We start from the raw sequence: 17,210 nt of genomic DNA, 5'->3' as shown, positions 1-17,210 counted from the left end.
TATTTACTCAAAAAAGGAAACGAAAATGGATAGTTTTATAAAAAATAACATGGTTAAACTTCTTTAAATTAAGCTTTTGAGGTGAGAAATTATAGATTATTTACTTTGTGTGCCTTGCCAGTCGGGCTTACTTTTTTTTTAAAAAAAAGTAACAAAAAAAACACTTTCTGTGCAATGATCCTCTGGAAAATTTCTTTTAGCACTGACTGTTGCTGAAAAATAAAAGTCAAGAAATTTTCCAACGGACTGCACAGAAAATATTAGGAACCATTTATATTTATTTAAAATAATTATTATGATTTAGGTTTGTTCAAAAATAGTTTTTCTTCTTTGATTTATCATTTAACCTTAATGTCATAAAATGTCAAATTTGTATTTTTCTTAAAGTTTTGAAAAGGTAATCTTGAAACATTTTTTTGTAATTAAATTGATTCAAAACTTATTCAGTTGTTTTATTCATGATAAAAGCAATCGCCATCGACGATGAACCATACGCTCTGGAAGTAGTGAAAATGCTTTCAGAAAAGGTGCCTTTTGTTAGTCTGGAAGCAACATTTACCAATTGCTTTGATGCGATTCCTTACATTCAGGAGCACAAAATCGATTTGTTATTTCTTGACATCAACATGCCGGACATTAGCGGAATAGAGTTTGTCAATACCCTGCCCAAATGCCCCATGGTGATTTTTACGACGGCGTATTCAGAATATGCGGTAAAAGGCTTTGAGCTTGACGCCATTGATTACCTTTTGAAACCGTTTTCATTGGCAAGATTCACCAAAGCCTGTAATAAGGCATTTGATATCAAAAAGAACTTTTCAAACCAGAAAGAACCGGATTTTATTTTTCTAAAAACGGGATATCAGGAGGAAAAAGTAAGGCTTGATGAGATTTATTATGTAGAGGCCGAGGGAAATTATATGACCTATTGGATAGGTAAAAATAAAAAGTTATTGGTCCGGCAAACCATTTCAGAAGTATTAGAAATGCTTCCCACTGAACAATTTTCCAGAATTCATCGGTCTTATATTGTGGCTAATTTAAAGATTGAAAAATTCTCGAGAAATTCGGTTTGGATTCTTGAAAATGAAATTCCGGTTGGAAATACATTTGAACCGGTTTTGAAAAATATTAGAAATACATTTTAACTTTTTGAAGGATATACCTTAATTTTAAATTCTTAAAAATTAAATCCTAAATGAAAAATCCCAAACTATTAAATAGTTTACTCTTTAGGATTTGATTGGTATATATTTTGAGAGAAATTTACTTATAAATACCCTAATAGGTCGATAAAAACTTGGACACAAAACTAAGTTAACAATTAATTAGATTTGTGTATGTCAAAACATCAAAAAACATGGTCATCAGATGAGAAGGAGAAAATAGTTCTTCATTCTATCCAGCATGGCGTTAGTAAAACATCAAGGGAGTTTGGGGTTTCAACAGTGAGTATTTACAGTTGGAAAGAGAAGCTTGAGCAACTGGGCAAAAATGGTTTGCAATCGGGAGCAATGACCGACTCTGAACGAGAACTTAAATTATTGCGTCGTGAAAACGAAGCTCTGAAAAGGATTGTGGCCGAGAAAGAATTAGCCATTCAGATTAAAGATTCCCTTTTAAAAAAAAGCCAGTCAATAAAGAAATGAAGATCATGGTTGTTGATGAATTTCTGGAGCAAGGCAAACCAAAAACATAGTATTAAAACATGTTGGACTGTCGAGAAGTAGCTATTATTACACTTCTACCGGCACAAAAGCGAAAAAAGCATCTAGAGTTGTTTATGATATAGACGACAACCGACATGATTTAGACTATGTTTTAAAAGAAGTTAAGACACTTTTAGAAGGTGAGTTTGTTGATTATGGCTATTATAAAACTTATCGCTATTTAAACCAGGAAAAGGGTTTAAAGATTGGTGCATATAGAACCTATAATCTTATGAAGGAGCATAATTTATTGAAGTTTCAACGTAATAAGACCAAAAGAACAAGCAGAAATTGGGTAAAAGAACTCGTGCCAAATGTACAAAGTGAATTTAGTTTCCTGGAATTTGATATTAAGTATGTTTATGTACAAGGAACTCATTCAAATGCACAAGTATTGACTATTTTAGATGTTTATTCAAGGTGGCAACTGGCTCAATATATCGCAAATTCTATTAAATCCGAAGACGTAATAAATCTCTTTGAACAGGTTTTTCAGACCTATCCTATGCCAAAACAATTCATCGTCAGAAATGATAATGGATCGCAATTTGAAGCAACAATCGTTCAGGAATATTTAAGAAAAAAGGGTGTAAATCAGGAATTTACCAAGCCTGCTACCCCCGAGCAAAACGCACATATTGAGGCGTATCACTCTATAATGGAAAGTGCTGTATGTCAAAGACTTGAGTTTGAAAATTTAGAAGATTTCAAACAAATAATGACAAGGTGGAAGAAATTTTATAACTTCGAGAGAATTCATGGTGGATTAGGATACAAGTCACCTAAAAAATTCCTGGAATCAATAGGTGTCAAAATTGACCCAAAATGGGTAATGTAAATTAATTATCGTGTCCAAGTAATTGCGTTTAAGACAATACTACATTTTTAATATGCAAAATCCTATCATAATTTTTATCGCCATTATTTCCTCTATTTTTTTTGTTTCTTGTAACACTAATGAAGAAATATCAGACAAACCCGCATGTTTATTGCTCACCGCAAATAATTCAAACTATGGGAGCACCTACAATTACGTTTATGATGAAAAAAATAGATTAATATCTTTTTTAGTTAGTTATAAAGATTGCTCTCTGAAATACACTTTAGAATATAGTGGTTTAAATGAAGTTAAACTTGATTATGAAGGGGATTGTCAAGGAATAATTAAGGGTTATTTTCCCGCCATATTTGAGTTAAATAAAGATGGAAAACCAGTTAAAATAAAAATTGATAATGCTGCTAGCGATACAAAAATTGAATCAGAATTAATCTATGCAGGTAATCAGCTAAAAAGGTTTCACACTGACTTTTTTGTAAACAAAAAGTTTAACCGGATGACAGAATTTGAAATTGAATATGCTGGAAAAAATGTATCTAAAGTAACAAAAAAGGCTACAAAAACTGAGGATGCAGTGGTCTTCGAGGGTTTGAAGTATGATGAAATGAAGGAGTATGAACCATTAGACAAAAAAATTATTTCGTTACATTCTAAAATATATACGAATGGTACAGGATTTGATTTTTTAAGCGAAAACAACCCTTTGGAATATATAGTTAGATATGGAGTAGCAGACGAGCCAATAACTTACAAATTCAAATATACTTATAATGAAAAAGGATATCCATTAAGTACAAGTACAAACATGGATTTCAAAGGCTCCGGATTGGTTAAAGATTATTATAGTCCACCCACAATATTTGAATATTTATGTAAATAGTTTTTAGAAAAAATCAAAAATCCCTCACCAAGAATGATGAGGGATTTTTGTTATTTTCCAATATATCTCTGAAAAAACTCATGGATTCTCAAAATGCGGTCGATGCGTTGCCGCACATTTCCTGAGCGTGAAAGCTCATGGGTAGCACCCTGATAACGCACATATTCAACATCCCGGCCAAGATATTTAAGGCTTTTATACATCATCTCTGACTGTATCACCCCGGTACGCAGGTCATTATCACCGTGTTTAATCAAAAATGGCGTCGTGATTTTATCAACATAAGTATAAGGAGAGTTTTCCCTGATTTTGGTCACCGATTCATCTTCCCAGGGTAAACCGAAATAATTGGGAGTGAGTCGCCAGGCGTTGCCTTCGCCCATAAATGTGCTGAGGTCATACACGCCTCTTTGAGCAAAAGCCGCTTTGAAGCGATGGTCATGAGCGATGATCCATGCCGTGAGGTAGCCTGCGTATGAACCACCCGTGATCACTTGTCTGGAAGTATCCACCCAACTTTGAGCTGCTGCGATATCTGTGGCTTTAAGGGCGTCTTCCTGTGGGCCTTTGCCCCAGTCGCGGTAGTTGGACACCATGAAATTTTTTCCATAACCGCCCGAACCCCTTTGGTTGGGATAAACCACACCATAGCCCTGAGCCGTAAAATATTGGAATTCATGCCACATCGATGCCTCTCCCGGTCCCCACATTGCGGTGGGTCCACCGTGCAGCTGTAACACCAAAGGATATTTTTTGCCCGCCTCCATATCGACCGGTTTCATTATCCAAAATTCAATTTCCTGTTTTGCAGAATTTTTGAATGTTCTTTTTTCGGGGAAACTCAGTTTTTTATTTTTCACCCAGCCGTTCAGGTCAGAAACTTGGGATATCTTTGAGAAGTCAGCGTTTGCCAAATAAATTTCGTTGGGATTTACTACCTCATGTTTTACATAAATCCATTCGCCTGTTTCCAGTAGGTTGAGTGAAGCTATCGCTGATTCAAAATCTGTTATTCGGGTAATTTTTTCGGAAGCTAAATCCATTTTGAAAACAGGGGTGCCGCCATTGGACTGAGCCGTGAAAAACAAAGTTTTTTCGTCTTTACTCCAAACAAAATTCCCCGGAATCCGGTCAAATTTTATGGTTTTGAAGCCTGAGCCATCGCTGTTAAATATGCAGAACTGGCCATAACTCAATACACCCGCATCTGCGATGACCGAAACGATTTTTTTGCCGGAAGGCGAGATGCTAAAGCCTCTGAATGCCTTGTTTTTTTGCTCTAAAACTGTTTTTTGGGATAAATCAACAAGATTGATCTGTATAATTTTGTTTTCCTGTTCTCTGTCCGGGTGTTCGTCATTATTTAGTGCCGTTATCGCCAGAATGCTTTTACCATCTGCGGAATATTGTGCTGAATTGTAAGAGGAAAATCCCGAAACCAGTGCCCGGGGCTTTGCATTTTCCTGAACCTCAATTTCATAAATATGATTGAAATTGATATCTCCGTTTAACCCCGATTCGCCTTGAAAATTGAGTCGATTAAATACTCTTGTCTTTTTGTCTTCGGCGTTTTTGTTAAGATAGGCTCTGATTTCTTCCAGCGAGCCGTCGGGATTGGGCTTTACTTTATCGTTTAGAATATAAATATCTTTTTCGAAGCCGGGTTTTTCCAATGAAAATCCGGGTAAGGTTTTGTTGGGGTTTAGGGTTGAATCATTGGCAAGCTCTTCGAGCTTAAAACTGATCGAAAATAAAATTTTGCTTCCATCAGGGCTAAAAGTAGGAGAGGATGCACCGTATTTCATATTAGTCAATTGCCAGGGTTCTCCACCTTCCAGTGGAAGTATGAAAATCTGCGATTTTTCTTTGACTTTTCTCACGAAAGCTACCTTCTTGCCATCGGGTGAAAGTTCGGCCTGGGCTGCACCTTCTTTGCCTCTGGTAAGTGCCGATACCGATTTTTTGTCCTCAGATAAAAGGAAAATATTGTTTACATAATCATATTCCAGAGGTTTTTCGTCTGATTTTTCGATGGTTTGAAGACTGTAAATCACCTTGTTTTTCGCAGCCGAAATAGAAGTTACAGTTTTTATCAAGGTCAGGTCTGTTGCTTTAATTTTTTCCGATTGGGAAAATGCAACCAGCGGAACCAGTAAGATTAGGGTAATTAGTTTTTTCATTGAAATCGATTGATGAATGATTAGGTTAACGATTTACTATTAATTCGATTTTTGATTTACGATTTACTGATAAGAGAGTTTCTGATTAAAAAAATAATTCACTTGGTTCTTTCAATATTACATTTTTTGAAAGAAAATCCTCTCCGAATTTTTCAAATTTTCGCATTATCAAGCCATTTGGGATGATACTCGGCTTTGTAGTTCTGCATTTTTTCAATGAGCGTTTCGATATCACTTTCGACAATCAGTAATTTTCGGTTTTCGGGTTTCAGAAAACCTTCTTCCATCATATTATCGAGCTGAGCAATTAATGGATCATAAAAATTATTGATATTCAGAATGCCAACCGGCTTAGAGTGAAGGCCAAGCTGACCCCATGTGAGAATCTCAAAGAGCTCGTCCATGCTGCCAAAACCTCCGGGCAGGGTGATTACCCCATCGCATTTTTCTTCCATCAGGGCTTTGCGTTGATGCATGGTCTCGACGGTTATCATTTCCTGTATATCCGGATTACCGACTTCAAGTCTATCCAAAAAAGTAGGAATGATGCCCAGCACACGGCCGCCATTTTTCAAAACCGCATTGGAAACCACGCCCATAAGGCCCACTTTCCCACCGCCATATACCAGCTGGATTTGATTTTTGCCCAGATATTCCCCTAGTTTTTCTGCGGTTTCGGTATAGATAGGTTTGTTTCCGGCATTGGCTCCGCAGTACACCAATATTGATTTTAGCATTCGAAGTTTTTTTGTGCAATTTAGTTTATCGTTTGGATTCTCTTTTCATTTCATATAAGTATTTTAACCAAAAAAGCCGCCTCCTTTCAGAAGCGGCTTTTAGTTTTACTGAACCTCTATTTGAGTTTCTTCTTTTTGGGCTGCCGGCGTTTTCGGAAGTGTGATTAGCAAAACACCATTTTCTACTTTGGCCGAAATCTGCTCGGTGTCAATCAATCCATTGAGCAGCAGTCTTCTCTCAAAGTTTTTAATCGGAAATTCCTGAATCACAAACGGTGTAGGCTCAATGTTTTCTTTGCTGCCACTGATATGCAGCACATCGTCCACTAATGTCACTTTTATTTCTTCGCGGCTAAATCCTGTGGCGAAAAGACTCACGGTGAAATCTTTGTCGCTTTCGCTTACATTTAGCGGAACATTATATTTTGGACGCACTTTCCCAAATCTGGGTTCCATAAATTTTGGCATATTGCCGTAAAACTGTTTTCTAAAAGCAGGATGATTGAATCCTGCGTAATTGCAATGATGAAACATAATCTTTTTTGAATTTAAACCTTACCCCGGCCCTCTCGAGATGAGAGTGAGGATATGGTGGTTTGTAAAATATTTATTGATTAAAATTCTATTTTCTGATTGATTATCAGAGATTTTTATTGGATTTTTCTTCCAATGTCTTTTTGGCGTCCTGATGCTCACATCCGTGCTCATATCGGTGATGTCCACGCCAGTGACCATGTCGGTGACCAACAAAATGGACCAAACTTCCCACAGTCAGGGCCGCGGTGATAAATGTGATAAAGAAACTGATTCTACGCTTTTTCATAATTTGTTTTTTAAGAATTAAAATATTTCTATGGTGCGTTTTTGAGAATAACCCACATATGGATCCACCGTGATTGGCCTCATATACATGGCTTGCTGGTAAGCTCTGAATCTCCTCATTTTACTGAAAAATATAGCACTGCCAATCATAAAAAATACGATCATAGGCAGAATAAAGAATGGCAAAAAGAATATTCCTAAACCCAGGAATACTCCCATCGTAACTGATCTGAAAAATGTTCTCATTTTATTTATTTTGTCTTATATTATTGAAGACGCAGATGCCCGGAAATTACTTTAAAGATTTCTAAAAAAAATATAAATAATTCAATATCAAATATTTACAAATAAAAAAAGGCCATCCAGATGTCTGAAAGGCCTTTTTGGTTTACAGAAAAGCTATTGCTATTTATTACATCTTTCTTTCCATTGTTGCTTAAACCTCTCCCTTTCTTCAGGGGTCATTTGCATCATTTTATCTCTGAAAACAGCATTCATTTTTTCTTTGCGTTGGTTCCAGCCGCCACCTCTGAAATGAAAACCACCGAACAGTATCCGGCCTAAAACCAAAAGCCCCATGGCTTCAAAATAACCTATGGCTCTTAGCTGGAAAATACCAGGAATGAGTTGGTTCCACAAAACCATTACCACGCCACTCAGAGCTGCAAATCCGGAGAGGAAAATCATGCCCATAAAAAGTACTCGTTTGAATCGGTTATTTTTCATTTTTAAAAATTTAATTCTTCGTATAAATAGTAAAGTTTTTTTCTTAGGTGTTTTACCGCATAGCCTTTTCGGCTGATTATAGTTTTCAGGTTTTCACCGGTTTGGTCGGCAATCTCCTGCAAAGTGAGGTCTTCAAATTCATTCAAAATAAATACCTGTCTCTGATTTTCAGGTAATTCGTCGAGTGCGATCATTAATTCTTTCCAGAATTCCTCTTTAAAATAACTCAGTTCAGGATTTTGGGTGTCATCCAAAAGAAGGATTTCTTTGAAAAACATATCACCCTCGTCATCCACTTCGGTATAGTCTTCCAGTGATTCTGCGGTTTTCCGGCGATATTTATCGGTCACTTTATTTCGTGCCACCTGATAAAGCCATGCTCCCACATTTTCAAGTTCCTCAATATTGGTCAGGCTGCTCAGCTGATACCACACATCCTGCATGATGTCTTCGGCATCCTCTGTGGACCGCACTTTTCCCCGCACAAAACCAAATAGCTTCTTGCCAAACTGCTGAAAGGCAGTGGAGATACTATTGGTTTTTTTCTGAGTCATATTCGAAGATAATTCATGCTCCATAATATAGGAGACGAATGGGAGGGAATTTTACTTTAAAAATGAAGAGATTTTTTATGGTTGATTTTAGTTCCGATCTAAATTTCTTCAATTTTAAGTCTAAAGTATGTTCATTATGAGGAGATTAGTTTTTTCAGATTTACAAATTGGGGTATTTTTCAGCTTACTATAATAACCTTATTTCTTTATAATGAAAAAAAACACATTTTTTGAATGTGCTTTTTGATGTTAGAAAATGTTTTGAAAATTCGAATTCAATCAAAGTGTCATTTTATTATTTTTCTTCCTGAAATTATCCTTAGCAAAATAGAAATAATAGCGATGACAAGTAAAACATGAATGATGCCACCTGCTCCATAAGCGTAGAATCCAACAGCCCAAAACAGGACTAAAATAATTGCGATAAGGTAAAGTAAATTGCTCATGATAAAATTTTTAGAAGTTAAAAAAAATAAAAATTGTGCTTTTCCAGGAACGTTATTCAACCCAATTCATAGATAAAAACTAAATGGAGTTTACTGTCTTCGACCTTTGTTTTTATTGGTTTTTTTTGCCGGAATATTTTTTTTCTGTGGGCGATGTTCTCTTGCCCAATTGGCGTGTTCAGGGTGGTTTCGATTTTCATAATATCGGGTATCCCTGCTATTACGAATATTGATTTGAGTATGCGAATTACCTTTGTAGGTCGCATATTTAGTGCGGTACATGGAGGCATTCCTGTATGGTCTATCTTCATTAATAACTACCTTATATCCGTTATAAAGATTGTAGTTACGATACTGATAGGGCAAATATCTGGAAAACGTCCATCTGCCATTTTTTACATATACATATTGATGTTTGGGTACATTATAAAAAACGTCAATGTCCGGCAAATAATAATAATTGACGTAATCATTGCCTTCCGGGCCCCAGATGGGTTGCGTAGTAAAGTTAAAATTTACCCCAACTCTGACTTGTGCTTTTGTTGTAATTGGCACCAATCCAAGAATTGAAAATGCGAAAACAAAAATTAATTTTTTCATGTTTTTCTATTTGTTTGATTTGAAAATCAGCATTTTATCTAAATGTTTTTTTGATTTAAAATAAAAAATTACTCAGCAAAGGTGAGAAACATGCAGGTTTTAGTGTTACACATAAAAATGTAATTTTTGTAACATTCACACTTTATTTTCAGCTTGGCTTGTTGAGATACAATTTTGAATTTGACATGAAAAAATTGATTGATTCAGATTTGTTTTTGGAAGCATTAAAATATTGTTTTCTTGCATTTTCATTTTGGGAAATAAAAATATTGAACATAAAAAAGCATAGCTTTTTCCATTGAAATAAGTCCCTTATGATTTAGTAAATGTGTGAATTTCACAAATCAATCTTAAAAATGTATAAGGTTTTATAGAATGCGATGATCCACCTTTGTTGCTCAATAAAAATATAAATATGAAAAAGTTAATGCTCTGTATGTTCGCTTCATTTTTTATTATAGCTTCAGCAATGGCTCAAAGCAAAGAAAAAGCTTATTATAGAAAAGAAATCGCCCGATTAGATAAGCAGGAAGCCATGCTTAACAAACAAAAACTAGAAAACAAAAAAGCCTTGAGGAAACTTCTGGGAAGTGAAGTTAGCCAACGCTCGAAAGATCAGTTTGCGGCTGATTTTGGTCAAACCACAGATGTGCAATGGGAAATTGCCCCAAGAATGGATGAAGGTACATTTACAAAAGATGGGGTGGTAACTACTGCCTATTACAACACCGACAACAAGTTAATTGGCACTACTTGTGTCAAATCATTTATGGATTTGCCAATGAAAGCACAAAATGAAATCAATGATAATTACAAAAGCTACACAGTCGGCGACGTGATTATGTTTGACGGAATGGATAATGTCAGTAGCTATGTAACGCTTTATAATCAAGATTTTACAAACTCAGATAATTATTTTGTAGAATTAAGGAAAGACAACAAAAAGCTGGTGATGGAAGTAAACATGGCTGGTGATGTTGCATTTTTTACAAGGTTAAGGTAGTATTATTTTAGCTCAGAGAATCCTTCAGAAAATTAAATCTGAAGGATTTTTTTATTTCAAAACACTAAAAAAACAATCATCGCTCCGGTTTTCAACAAATACTTTTTGGTTTTCATAATGTGGCAATTATGTAAATCTCTCCCACAATTCTGTAAAGGATGAGCAACTAAAACCTCCCATTTTTGTAAATGCTGGAAAGAAGGGTTCTTTCCTTTTTACTTATCCTCAATAAAAAATACCATGGATTTATCTTTAAAAATAGATGTGATAGATTTTTTGGGAAAGAAAGATTTCAATGATAAATATTTTTTTCCTCAAAAACCGGTAGTAATAAAAGGCCTGACGGAGTATGAGATTGCAGGAAAAAAGTGGTCACTGAAATATTTTAAAGACACCATGGGCGATGTAGAAGTGGGGGTTTTTGATAATAAAAACAAAAAAAGTGCAGGTTCGGCACTCACTTCACCTGATTTGAAAATGAAACTATCTGATTTTATTTCGACACTGGAATCTAATCCCAAAACCGATTTGAGGATATTTCTGTTTGATTTTTATAAACACAACCCACTGCTTCGCCGCGAATTTCCCTGTCCGAAAATATTTAGCGGAGTGATGGATAAAATGGGTTATCTATTTTTTGGAGGAAAAGATACCACCGTCAGGATACATTATGATATTGATATGTCAAACGTGCTTTTGACGCATTTTGGTGGCCGTAAAAAGGTAGTTTTGGTTGGTCCAGAATATTCTGATTTGCTTTATTGTTTGCCTCTGAACACATATTCGCTCATAAACCTGGGAAATATCGACTACCAAAAATATCCTGCACTGGCACATGTAAAAGGTTATGAATGTGTACTTGAACATGGGGATTCTATTTTTATGCCGAGCGGTTATTGGCATTATATCACTTACTTAGACAATAGTTTTTCGGTGAGTTATAGAAAAATAGCCCCGGATTTTAGCAAGAAAGTAAAAGGTCTGGTCAATGTTTCTATCAAAATGCCTTTGGATAAATTGATTGGAAAAACCTTTGGCAAAAGTTGGCTAATCAGGAAAGAACAGATTGCAAATCAGCGTGCAGAAAAAGCTGTGTTGAGAATGCAAAAAGCGTAGGGTTTAATTTTTTTTATATAAATAATTAATAATCTGTATTTTAAGATTTTCATGTTTAATATTTCTATTATTTCTTCCAGTATCAGAACTGACCGCAAGAGCCATCGGGTTGTATTATTTTTTCAAAATTTTCTAGAGAAAAATAAACTTGCAAAAACTGAAATCCTGGATTTGAAGGAATACAACTTCCCGATTTTTACTGAAGTTTTGAAAAAGCAAAAAAATCAGGCTAAAAATGCTCTTGAATTTTCACAAAAAATCAAATCCTCAGATGGAATCATCATCGTGACACCCGAATACAATGGCGGTATTCCGGCAAGTTTAAAAAATGCGATTGATCTTTTGTATGAAGAATGGCGACATAAGCCTGTAGGTATTGCGACGGTTTCTGCGGGTCCATTTGGAGGTTCTCAAGTACTGATGGCATTGCAATTTACTCTTTGGAAAATGAAAGCCTGGACCAAAACAGAGCAGTTTTCGGTGCCAAATATCGAAAAAAGTTATTCGGAAACCGGAGAACCTCTCGACAAAGAAATAAGTGAAAAACTAGCGGATGTTTTTATAAAAGAGCTATTATGGTGTATCAAAGCTGACAAATCAAAGTCGCTCAAAGTGTGAATTTTGAAAATCATTAAAATAATTTTGTAAAACTTTTGACTTAAAATCTGTCCAATTTTACATCAAATAAAAATTTTAAAATTATGCCATTAATTAATCTTTTACTTGTAATCGTCGTAGTTGGATTTCTGCTTTGGTTGGTCAATACTTACATTCCAATGGACGACAAAATCAAGAAGATTCTGAATATTATTGTTGTGATTGCGGTCATTATTTGGATATTGAAAATTCTTGGACTTTTCAATACCTTAATGAATTATCGGGTGTAATATGAACAATATCTTCAGAGGATTAATATCAGGATATGGTGCCAAAAAATTGGGTGGAGGCTGCTTCGGTACCATCATTGTTTTTATTATAATTTGGGTAATATTGGGGCAGTGCAGTTAAAAAAATAACTCCATATGATTTTTCTGGAAACAATAATCAAATTATTGATCTTTTCCCCCAAACCTTCTTCCATTTTGTAAAGTTTCCATATCCTTTTTGCTTAAAAACACCTAATGCTCCCTTCAGAATTTCATAAAATTTAATTAGGAAGACATTTGTTTAATGCACTGAATAGTAATCTCTTATTTAGGTTTTCTGTTTTCGTTATTAGAAATTTTCCAATCAAAAGATTTAATCTTATTGGTTAAAAATCAAATACATAATTCAACAATTTTGTATCTACTCTTTTTATAGACTAAAAACCGAATAGTTTGTCATTTATTTATAATTGATTAATATTAGAACTTTTTGAAAAAGGGACTAAAAAATAGCTTTGTAACCATTATCAATTTTAGATTTAGTGAGCCACTTTAAACTAATTTTATTTTTACTTTTCAGTGTTAATCTATACTCGCAGAGTTACATTGAATATTGGAAAAAGGGTAACAAAATTGCATCCATAGACGCTCCAAAAGGTTTAAGAAACTATGAAAAAGCCTTGATTGAAGCACATAAATCTGGTGATTGGATCTGGGAGAATATCATTAGAGCCGATTTATGTGGCTCATATTTTAATATCAACGATTTTGATAAGGCACTATCTGTTTGCCAGGATGGGCTTAGCCTAATGAAAAACAAGCATATCAGGAATGATTCAGTTACTTTCAGGCTAATTAGTGCCTCAGCACCCTGTTATCATAAACTATATCGATTCGACCAAGCTGCCTCAAGCTTTGAGACTGCCGCACAAATCCTGCGTTTAAATCCTGAGGTTTCGAAACAAACCCCATTATTTGTTACCTACTATTATATCAATTATGCATATTTTTTGATTGAACTATTTGACCTTGAAAAAGCCAGGGTGATGTTGTCAAATGCAGCCAGGATTGCGAAAGGTCTTAAAAATCCTATACATTATGCCAGAGCTAACAGCCTTTTATCAAATATTTATGCTTTCTCCGGAGAGTATGAAAAAGGGATAATGGAAAATCAGGAATTGCTGGAACTTTTTAAAAAAAGCAAATTTGTAAACCCTACAGAAAAGGCCAAAGTTTATTATATGTTGGGATATTTTTATACCAGGTTATCCCAAGATACAAAAGCCATTGAGCATTTTAACCTGGCCAAGGATTCTGGCAAGAATCTGAATGACATTTTTAAATATTATGAGATGTCGGAAATTGATAAATGCGAAAATTATCTTAACCTTGGCAAAGTAGAAAATGTAAAAAAAATCCTCAAATCTTTTCCTGATAAAACCGGTAACATTGAGGTTGACTATTATAAAGCAATGGCTTGGGGGGCATATTTTTACCAAATCAAAGATTTTAATAAGTCATTGGAAAGTTATAAAGATGCCTTTAATGTATTGTTTCCCGGGGATAATCTGGAAAAATTCAATGTCGAAAATATTAAACCTCACAGACTTAAACTTTTTGAGATTCTTAATAAAATAGGAGGGGTTTATCAACAAAAATATATTCTTGAAAAAGCTGCAAGAGACCTTTATTTGGCTTACAATTTTAAAGTTAAGTCCATAAAGTTGGGCAAGCAAATAAGACAATTTCAGGAAAATATGGATTCTAAAGTTTTATTTACCCATAAATATCATGACGTATATAAAGATGTGGTTAAACTGGGTTTTAATTTAGTTTACGAAAATCCGAAAAATAGAGATCTGGTTAATGAAGTTTTTGACTATGCTGAAGAAGCAAAATCTGTGGTTTTAACTGACCCACTTTTATTGAAAAGCACAAAAAGAAATCAAAAATCCGACAGTTTAATGATAAAAATTCAAGCCAATCAAGCTTATTTAAGTTATTTGAAGTCGTTGAATGATAAGTCTTTAGCTGATGAAATAATAAAATATGAAACAAAAGTGCAGGATTTGTGGGCACAGTTTTCAAAAATCAATAAATCACTTTCAGATAGAATTTTGAATCAAAGCGAGAAAGTTGAGATTCCTGAAAATGCAATCTATGTAAATTATATTCTGATGGGGGAGGAGTTGTATGTTTTTTGCAAAAACAGTCGCCACACCTGGATGAAAAAGCTATTGATTAACAGCAAAATTTTTGATAAAAATCTTGAAGAGCTTAGGACCCAGCTCACGAGTGTTCCCTCGCCTTATGAGGGTTTTACAGCCATCAAATCTTCTGAATATTTATTTGAAATATTAATAAATAGGGTTATCCCTAAATGGGAAAGTTATGAGAAATTAATGCTCAATCCGGACAACAAATTCTTCGACATAAGTTTTGATATTTTAAAAAATGGCAAAACAGGTAAATATTTAATAGAAAATGTGGCTATTTCATATACCTCGAGTTTACAATTAAATAAGCAAAGGTCCTCAGAGTTCAACTGGTCCGGTAAAAAATGGGTTGCCTTATTTCCTTTTGCTTTTAAATCAGAAGATTTGATTTCAGGATTGAAGCCCTTGAGATTTAGTACTGCTGAAATAAAAGGAATCAAGTCTGAAAACTTTTACAATTATCAGGCATCAAAATCTTTATTTACTGATAAACTTCAGAATAACTCATCAAGTCCTTTAATAATTGCCACTCATGCTTCCATTGGTGAAAATAATGATCCCTATTTGTTTTTTAATTCAAAAAGACCTTCTGATACCCGACTATTTGCCAGTGAAATCAGAAATTTTGATATTAAGACCCCTCTTGTGGTATTGAGTGCCTGTGCAACTCATCAGGGTAAAACTTATCATGGACTTGGTGCAAGATCGTTTGCTGCTGCCATAAGCTGGGCCGGTTGTCCTTCGGTAGCTGCCACCTTATGGGAAGTTGACGATGAAAGTATGAGTATTCTTACTTCATTATTTTATAAAAATCTTCTTGGCGGCATGCCCAAAGATCAGGCTCTCAGAAATGCCAAACTTTCTTACTTGCAAACTTCAGTGGGAAAAGCCCGGGACTTGCCTTTCTATTGGGCACATTTCCAGATTATAGGCAGCACAGAGCCTATTGTTTCGCCATTGGAAATCTATCTTCCTTATTTGCTTGCCTTTTTTGTTGGCCTGAATCTATTATGGATTTTCAGGAAAAGACTATTTTTTAAGCCATAATTGAAATCTTAATTTCAAAAGGTCAATTTCTTTAATTTCATATTTTGGATTTGGATTCTTTCTTATTTTTTCCAACATGTTTTCACATTCTTTGGTTTGATTATTTAGAAGATAGGCCACACAAAGATGCCATTCAATTGCTTCAGTTAATTGGTTTCTCAAATTGGGCGTCTCAAGAGCCATTTGATATAATTTTATGGCTGTCTCAAAATCTCCTGCAAAATAATTTGCCTTACCATCAATAAAATTGAGATAGGCTTCTTTTTGAGGATTTACTTTTTCATTAGGATCATTTTCAGACCTTAGGGTGTTTTCGGCCACCACTACGTCGGTAAAATAGTTTTTGTCAAATATTAAAAATGAGCTTATTCCTAGAAAAAGAGCAATTCCTGCAGCGATGCTGATTCTTTGGAAACTTACCCTAAACTTCCTCTTGTTTTTATTTAAAACTTTCAGTGCATCTTCAGACCACTGAAACAACCTGAGGTTCCTTTGAAGTGTTGCCAGATTGTTTACTTCCTCGGTTTCTTCATCGATTTCAGAAGGCTTTTTCCCTTGAAGCAATTCCGAAATAATTCTTTCGTCCTGTTCAATATTCTCTTTCATATTCCTTTTGTGTTTAAGCAGCTTATCAGCATTTTTTTTAGTTTAAAATATTTCTGTTTTGCGTTGTTGTAGGTTTTTAAATTATATTTTTCAACCAGGTCAATTAACTTTTTACCTTTCAATATTTTTTCTTTAAGTAATTCTCTATCAATGGGTTTGAGTTGCAGTAGGCAGTGTTCCAGTGCTGTCAACAATTCCTTGAGCTGCAAATAGCTTTCCGGGGTGTTTGTATCTATCAGTGAATTATTTGTGGAGTCAATTTCAACACCATTTTTGTCTTTGAGTTCGCGATTATAGTATTTTATTAAAACCCCTTTTAATATTTTATGAAAGTAAGTATAAAGTTCAATCCCGGGTAATTTTTGATAAGCACCTGATTGTATGGCTCTGATCATCATGTGGGCGGCCTCAATCCAGATGTCATCGGCAAAGTCTCTCAGCCCATTTTTTATTATCCAGTTTTTAGACTTTGCTTCATAGGTTTTAATAAACAACTCCACTCCTTTTTCTCTGTCCCTGCCGATAGGAGAGTTTACCAATTCCAATATTTTCAGTTCAGTTTTTTCGGACATAGAGGATTTTATTTGTCTTGTCAAAAGTAAACATTGGGCTTCCTGTTTAGAAATTATATTATTAGAATCTTCTTGTTTGTTGGAATTAGATTAAAATTCCATTTCAAATCTGAAATAATTATTGATAGGGATCGAATTTTAAGTTTCATTAATAAAACAAATCACCATTTAGGATGCTTCTATTTCTTAATTCCATTTTTTTTAAAAAAGTTAGTAACCTTTTTGAAAAATTAGTTATTAAAAATGAAAAAAGGATATGAAGTTATGTCAATTACAGAGTAATAAGAAATTC

Annotated in this window: 20 protein-coding genes; 9 read left to right on the top strand and 11 right to left on the bottom strand. The window is 34.6% G+C overall.

From position 1 onward, the window contains the following. Positions 1-458: 458 nt before the first annotated feature. The 4 genes from IPP61_01185 to IPP61_01170 all read left to right on the top strand — a co-directional run bounded on the left by IPP61_01185 (position 459) and on the right by IPP61_01170 (position 3,427). Positions 459-1,148 (top strand): response regulator transcription factor, encoded by a 690-nt coding sequence (locus IPP61_01185; GenBank protein MBL0323792.1) that lies wholly within the window; start codon positions 459-461, stop codon positions 1,146-1,148. Positions 1,149-1,340: 192 nt separating this feature from the next. Next, positions 1,341-1,649: a helix-turn-helix domain-containing protein gene (locus IPP61_01180; protein MBL0323791.1), complete on the top strand. Its 309-nt coding sequence runs from the start codon at positions 1,341-1,343 to the stop codon at positions 1,647-1,649. Positions 1,650-1,788: 139 nt separating this feature from the next. Next, a complete protein-coding gene (locus IPP61_01175) occupies positions 1,789-2,547 on the top strand; it encodes a DDE-type integrase/transposase/recombinase (GenBank protein ID MBL0323790.1) in 759 nt (252 codons plus the stop codon). Positions 2,548-2,599: 52 nt separating this feature from the next. Further along, positions 2,600-3,427, top strand: a complete 828-nt coding sequence (locus tag IPP61_01170; protein ID MBL0323789.1) for a hypothetical protein — start codon at positions 2,600-2,602, stop codon at positions 3,425-3,427. Between the two features lie 50 nt (positions 3,428-3,477). Here the strand turns inward: IPP61_01170 and IPP61_01165 are convergent, their stop codons facing one another. From IPP61_01165 to IPP61_01125, 9 genes are all read right to left on the bottom strand, one after another. Beyond that, a complete protein-coding gene (locus IPP61_01165) occupies positions 3,478-5,607 on the bottom strand; it encodes a S9 family peptidase (GenBank protein ID MBL0323788.1) in 2,130 nt (709 codons plus the stop codon). Between the two features lie 152 nt (positions 5,608-5,759). Further along, the gene (locus IPP61_01160) at positions 5,760-6,344 is read right to left on the bottom strand and encodes a TIGR00730 family Rossman fold protein (GenBank protein MBL0323787.1); all 585 of its coding nucleotides are present in this window, start codon (positions 6,342-6,344) and stop codon (positions 5,760-5,762) included. A gap of 105 nt (positions 6,345-6,449) precedes the next feature. Next, the gene (locus tag IPP61_01155) at positions 6,450-6,878 is read right to left on the bottom strand and encodes an Hsp20/alpha crystallin family protein (GenBank protein ID MBL0323786.1); all 429 of its coding nucleotides are present in this window, start codon (positions 6,876-6,878) and stop codon (positions 6,450-6,452) included. Between the two features lie 106 nt (positions 6,879-6,984). Next, positions 6,985-7,167: a hypothetical protein gene (locus tag IPP61_01150; GenBank protein ID MBL0323785.1), complete on the bottom strand. Its 183-nt coding sequence runs from the start codon at positions 7,165-7,167 to the stop codon at positions 6,985-6,987. A 17-nt stretch (positions 7,168-7,184) separates the two neighbouring features. Then, positions 7,185-7,412, bottom strand: a complete 228-nt coding sequence (locus IPP61_01145; protein MBL0323784.1) for a hypothetical protein — start codon at positions 7,410-7,412, stop codon at positions 7,185-7,187. A gap of 159 nt (positions 7,413-7,571) precedes the next feature. Then, positions 7,572-7,892: a hypothetical protein gene (locus IPP61_01140; protein ID MBL0323783.1), complete on the bottom strand. Its 321-nt coding sequence runs from the start codon at positions 7,890-7,892 to the stop codon at positions 7,572-7,574. A 2-nt stretch (positions 7,893-7,894) separates the two neighbouring features. Next, the gene (locus tag IPP61_01135) at positions 7,895-8,446 is read right to left on the bottom strand and encodes an RNA polymerase sigma factor (GenBank protein MBL0323782.1); all 552 of its coding nucleotides are present in this window, start codon (positions 8,444-8,446) and stop codon (positions 7,895-7,897) included. Between the two features lie 287 nt (positions 8,447-8,733). After that, positions 8,734-8,892, bottom strand: a complete 159-nt coding sequence (locus tag IPP61_01130) for a lmo0937 family membrane protein (GenBank protein ID MBL0323781.1) — start codon at positions 8,890-8,892, stop codon at positions 8,734-8,736. A 90-nt stretch (positions 8,893-8,982) separates the two neighbouring features. Then, positions 8,983-9,492 (bottom strand): hypothetical protein, encoded by a 510-nt coding sequence (locus IPP61_01125; GenBank protein ID MBL0323780.1) that lies wholly within the window; start codon positions 9,490-9,492, stop codon positions 8,983-8,985. 415 nt (positions 9,493-9,907) lie between these two features. Between IPP61_01125 and IPP61_01120 the strand changes: the two genes are divergently transcribed. From IPP61_01120 to IPP61_01100, 5 genes are all read left to right on the top strand, one after another. After that, positions 9,908-10,495 (top strand): hypothetical protein, encoded by a 588-nt coding sequence (locus IPP61_01120; protein ID MBL0323779.1) that lies wholly within the window; start codon positions 9,908-9,910, stop codon positions 10,493-10,495. 240 nt (positions 10,496-10,735) lie between these two features. Next, a complete protein-coding gene (locus tag IPP61_01115) occupies positions 10,736-11,611 on the top strand; it encodes a cupin-like domain-containing protein (GenBank protein MBL0323778.1) in 876 nt (291 codons plus the stop codon). 51 nt (positions 11,612-11,662) lie between these two features. After that, on the top strand, positions 11,663-12,229 hold the full coding sequence (locus IPP61_01110) for an NAD(P)H-dependent oxidoreductase (protein MBL0323777.1): 567 nt from the start codon (positions 11,663-11,665) through the stop codon (positions 12,227-12,229). An 83-nt stretch (positions 12,230-12,312) separates the two neighbouring features. Then, positions 12,313-12,498, top strand: coding sequence for a hypothetical protein (locus IPP61_01105; protein ID MBL0323776.1), 186 nt, complete (start codon positions 12,313-12,315; stop codon positions 12,496-12,498). Between the two features lie 521 nt (positions 12,499-13,019). Further along, positions 13,020-15,740, top strand: a complete 2,721-nt coding sequence (locus IPP61_01100; GenBank protein MBL0323775.1) for a CHAT domain-containing protein — start codon at positions 13,020-13,022, stop codon at positions 15,738-15,740. Here IPP61_01100 and IPP61_01095 read toward each other — a convergent pair. Together IPP61_01095 and IPP61_01090 are read right to left on the bottom strand one after the other, a co-directional pair. Next, positions 15,723-16,346 (bottom strand): hypothetical protein, encoded by a 624-nt coding sequence (locus IPP61_01095; protein MBL0323774.1) that lies wholly within the window; start codon positions 16,344-16,346, stop codon positions 15,723-15,725. The genes IPP61_01100 and IPP61_01095 overlap by 18 nt on opposite strands. After that, a complete protein-coding gene (locus tag IPP61_01090) occupies positions 16,343-16,918 on the bottom strand; it encodes a sigma-70 family RNA polymerase sigma factor (protein MBL0323773.1) in 576 nt (191 codons plus the stop codon). The genes IPP61_01095 and IPP61_01090 overlap by 4 nt, the downstream gene beginning before the upstream one ends. Positions 16,919-17,210: the final 292 nt, after the last annotated feature.

It is taken from the genome of Cytophagaceae bacterium (assembly GCA_016722655.1).
In the GTDB taxonomy this organism is placed as follows: Bacteria; Bacteroidota; Bacteroidia; order Cytophagales; family Spirosomataceae; genus Leadbetterella.
Note: the sequence above shows the minus strand (reverse complement) of the source record. Positions and strands in the feature narration are given on the sequence as shown.

Excerpts from the sequence above, each read along its gene's own strand:
- IPP61_01105 (MBL0323776.1), top strand. The coding sequence starts at position 12,313 with ATGCCATTAATTAATCTTTTACTTGTAATCGTCGTAGTTGGATTTCTG.
- IPP61_01150 (MBL0323785.1), bottom strand. The coding sequence starts at position 7,167 with ATGAAAAAGCGTAGAATCAGTTTCTTTATCACATTTATCACCGCGGCC.
- IPP61_01180 (MBL0323791.1), top strand. The coding sequence starts at position 1,341 with ATGTCAAAACATCAAAAAACATGGTCATCAGATGAGAAGGAGAAAATA.
- IPP61_01170 (MBL0323789.1), top strand. The coding sequence starts at position 2,600 with ATGCAAAATCCTATCATAATTTTTATCGCCATTATTTCCTCTATTTTT.
- IPP61_01135 (MBL0323782.1), bottom strand. The coding sequence starts at position 8,446 with ATGACTCAGAAAAAAACCAATAGTATCTCCACTGCCTTTCAGCAGTTT.
- IPP61_01120 (MBL0323779.1), top strand. The coding sequence starts at position 9,908 with ATGAAAAAGTTAATGCTCTGTATGTTCGCTTCATTTTTTATTATAGCT.
- IPP61_01110 (MBL0323777.1), top strand. The coding sequence starts at position 11,663 with ATGTTTAATATTTCTATTATTTCTTCCAGTATCAGAACTGACCGCAAG.
- IPP61_01140 (MBL0323783.1), bottom strand. The coding sequence starts at position 7,892 with ATGAAAAATAACCGATTCAAACGAGTACTTTTTATGGGCATGATTTTC.
- IPP61_01115 (MBL0323778.1), top strand. The coding sequence starts at position 10,736 with ATGGATTTATCTTTAAAAATAGATGTGATAGATTTTTTGGGAAAGAAA.
- IPP61_01145 (MBL0323784.1), bottom strand. The coding sequence starts at position 7,412 with ATGAGAACATTTTTCAGATCAGTTACGATGGGAGTATTCCTGGGTTTA.
- IPP61_01155 (MBL0323786.1), bottom strand. The coding sequence starts at position 6,878 with ATGTTTCATCATTGCAATTACGCAGGATTCAATCATCCTGCTTTTAGA.
- IPP61_01160 (MBL0323787.1), bottom strand. The coding sequence starts at position 6,344 with ATGCTAAAATCAATATTGGTGTACTGCGGAGCCAATGCCGGAAACAAA.
- IPP61_01090 (MBL0323773.1), bottom strand. The coding sequence starts at position 16,918 with ATGTCCGAAAAAACTGAACTGAAAATATTGGAATTGGTAAACTCTCCT.
- IPP61_01165 (MBL0323788.1), bottom strand. The coding sequence starts at position 5,607 with ATGAAAAAACTAATTACCCTAATCTTACTGGTTCCGCTGGTTGCATTT.
- IPP61_01095 (MBL0323774.1), bottom strand. The coding sequence starts at position 16,346 with ATGAAAGAGAATATTGAACAGGACGAAAGAATTATTTCGGAATTGCTT.
- IPP61_01125 (MBL0323780.1), bottom strand. The coding sequence starts at position 9,492 with ATGAAAAAATTAATTTTTGTTTTCGCATTTTCAATTCTTGGATTGGTG.
- IPP61_01185 (MBL0323792.1), top strand. The coding sequence starts at position 459 with ATGATAAAAGCAATCGCCATCGACGATGAACCATACGCTCTGGAAGTA.
- IPP61_01130 (MBL0323781.1), bottom strand. The coding sequence starts at position 8,892 with ATGAGCAATTTACTTTACCTTATCGCAATTATTTTAGTCCTGTTTTGG.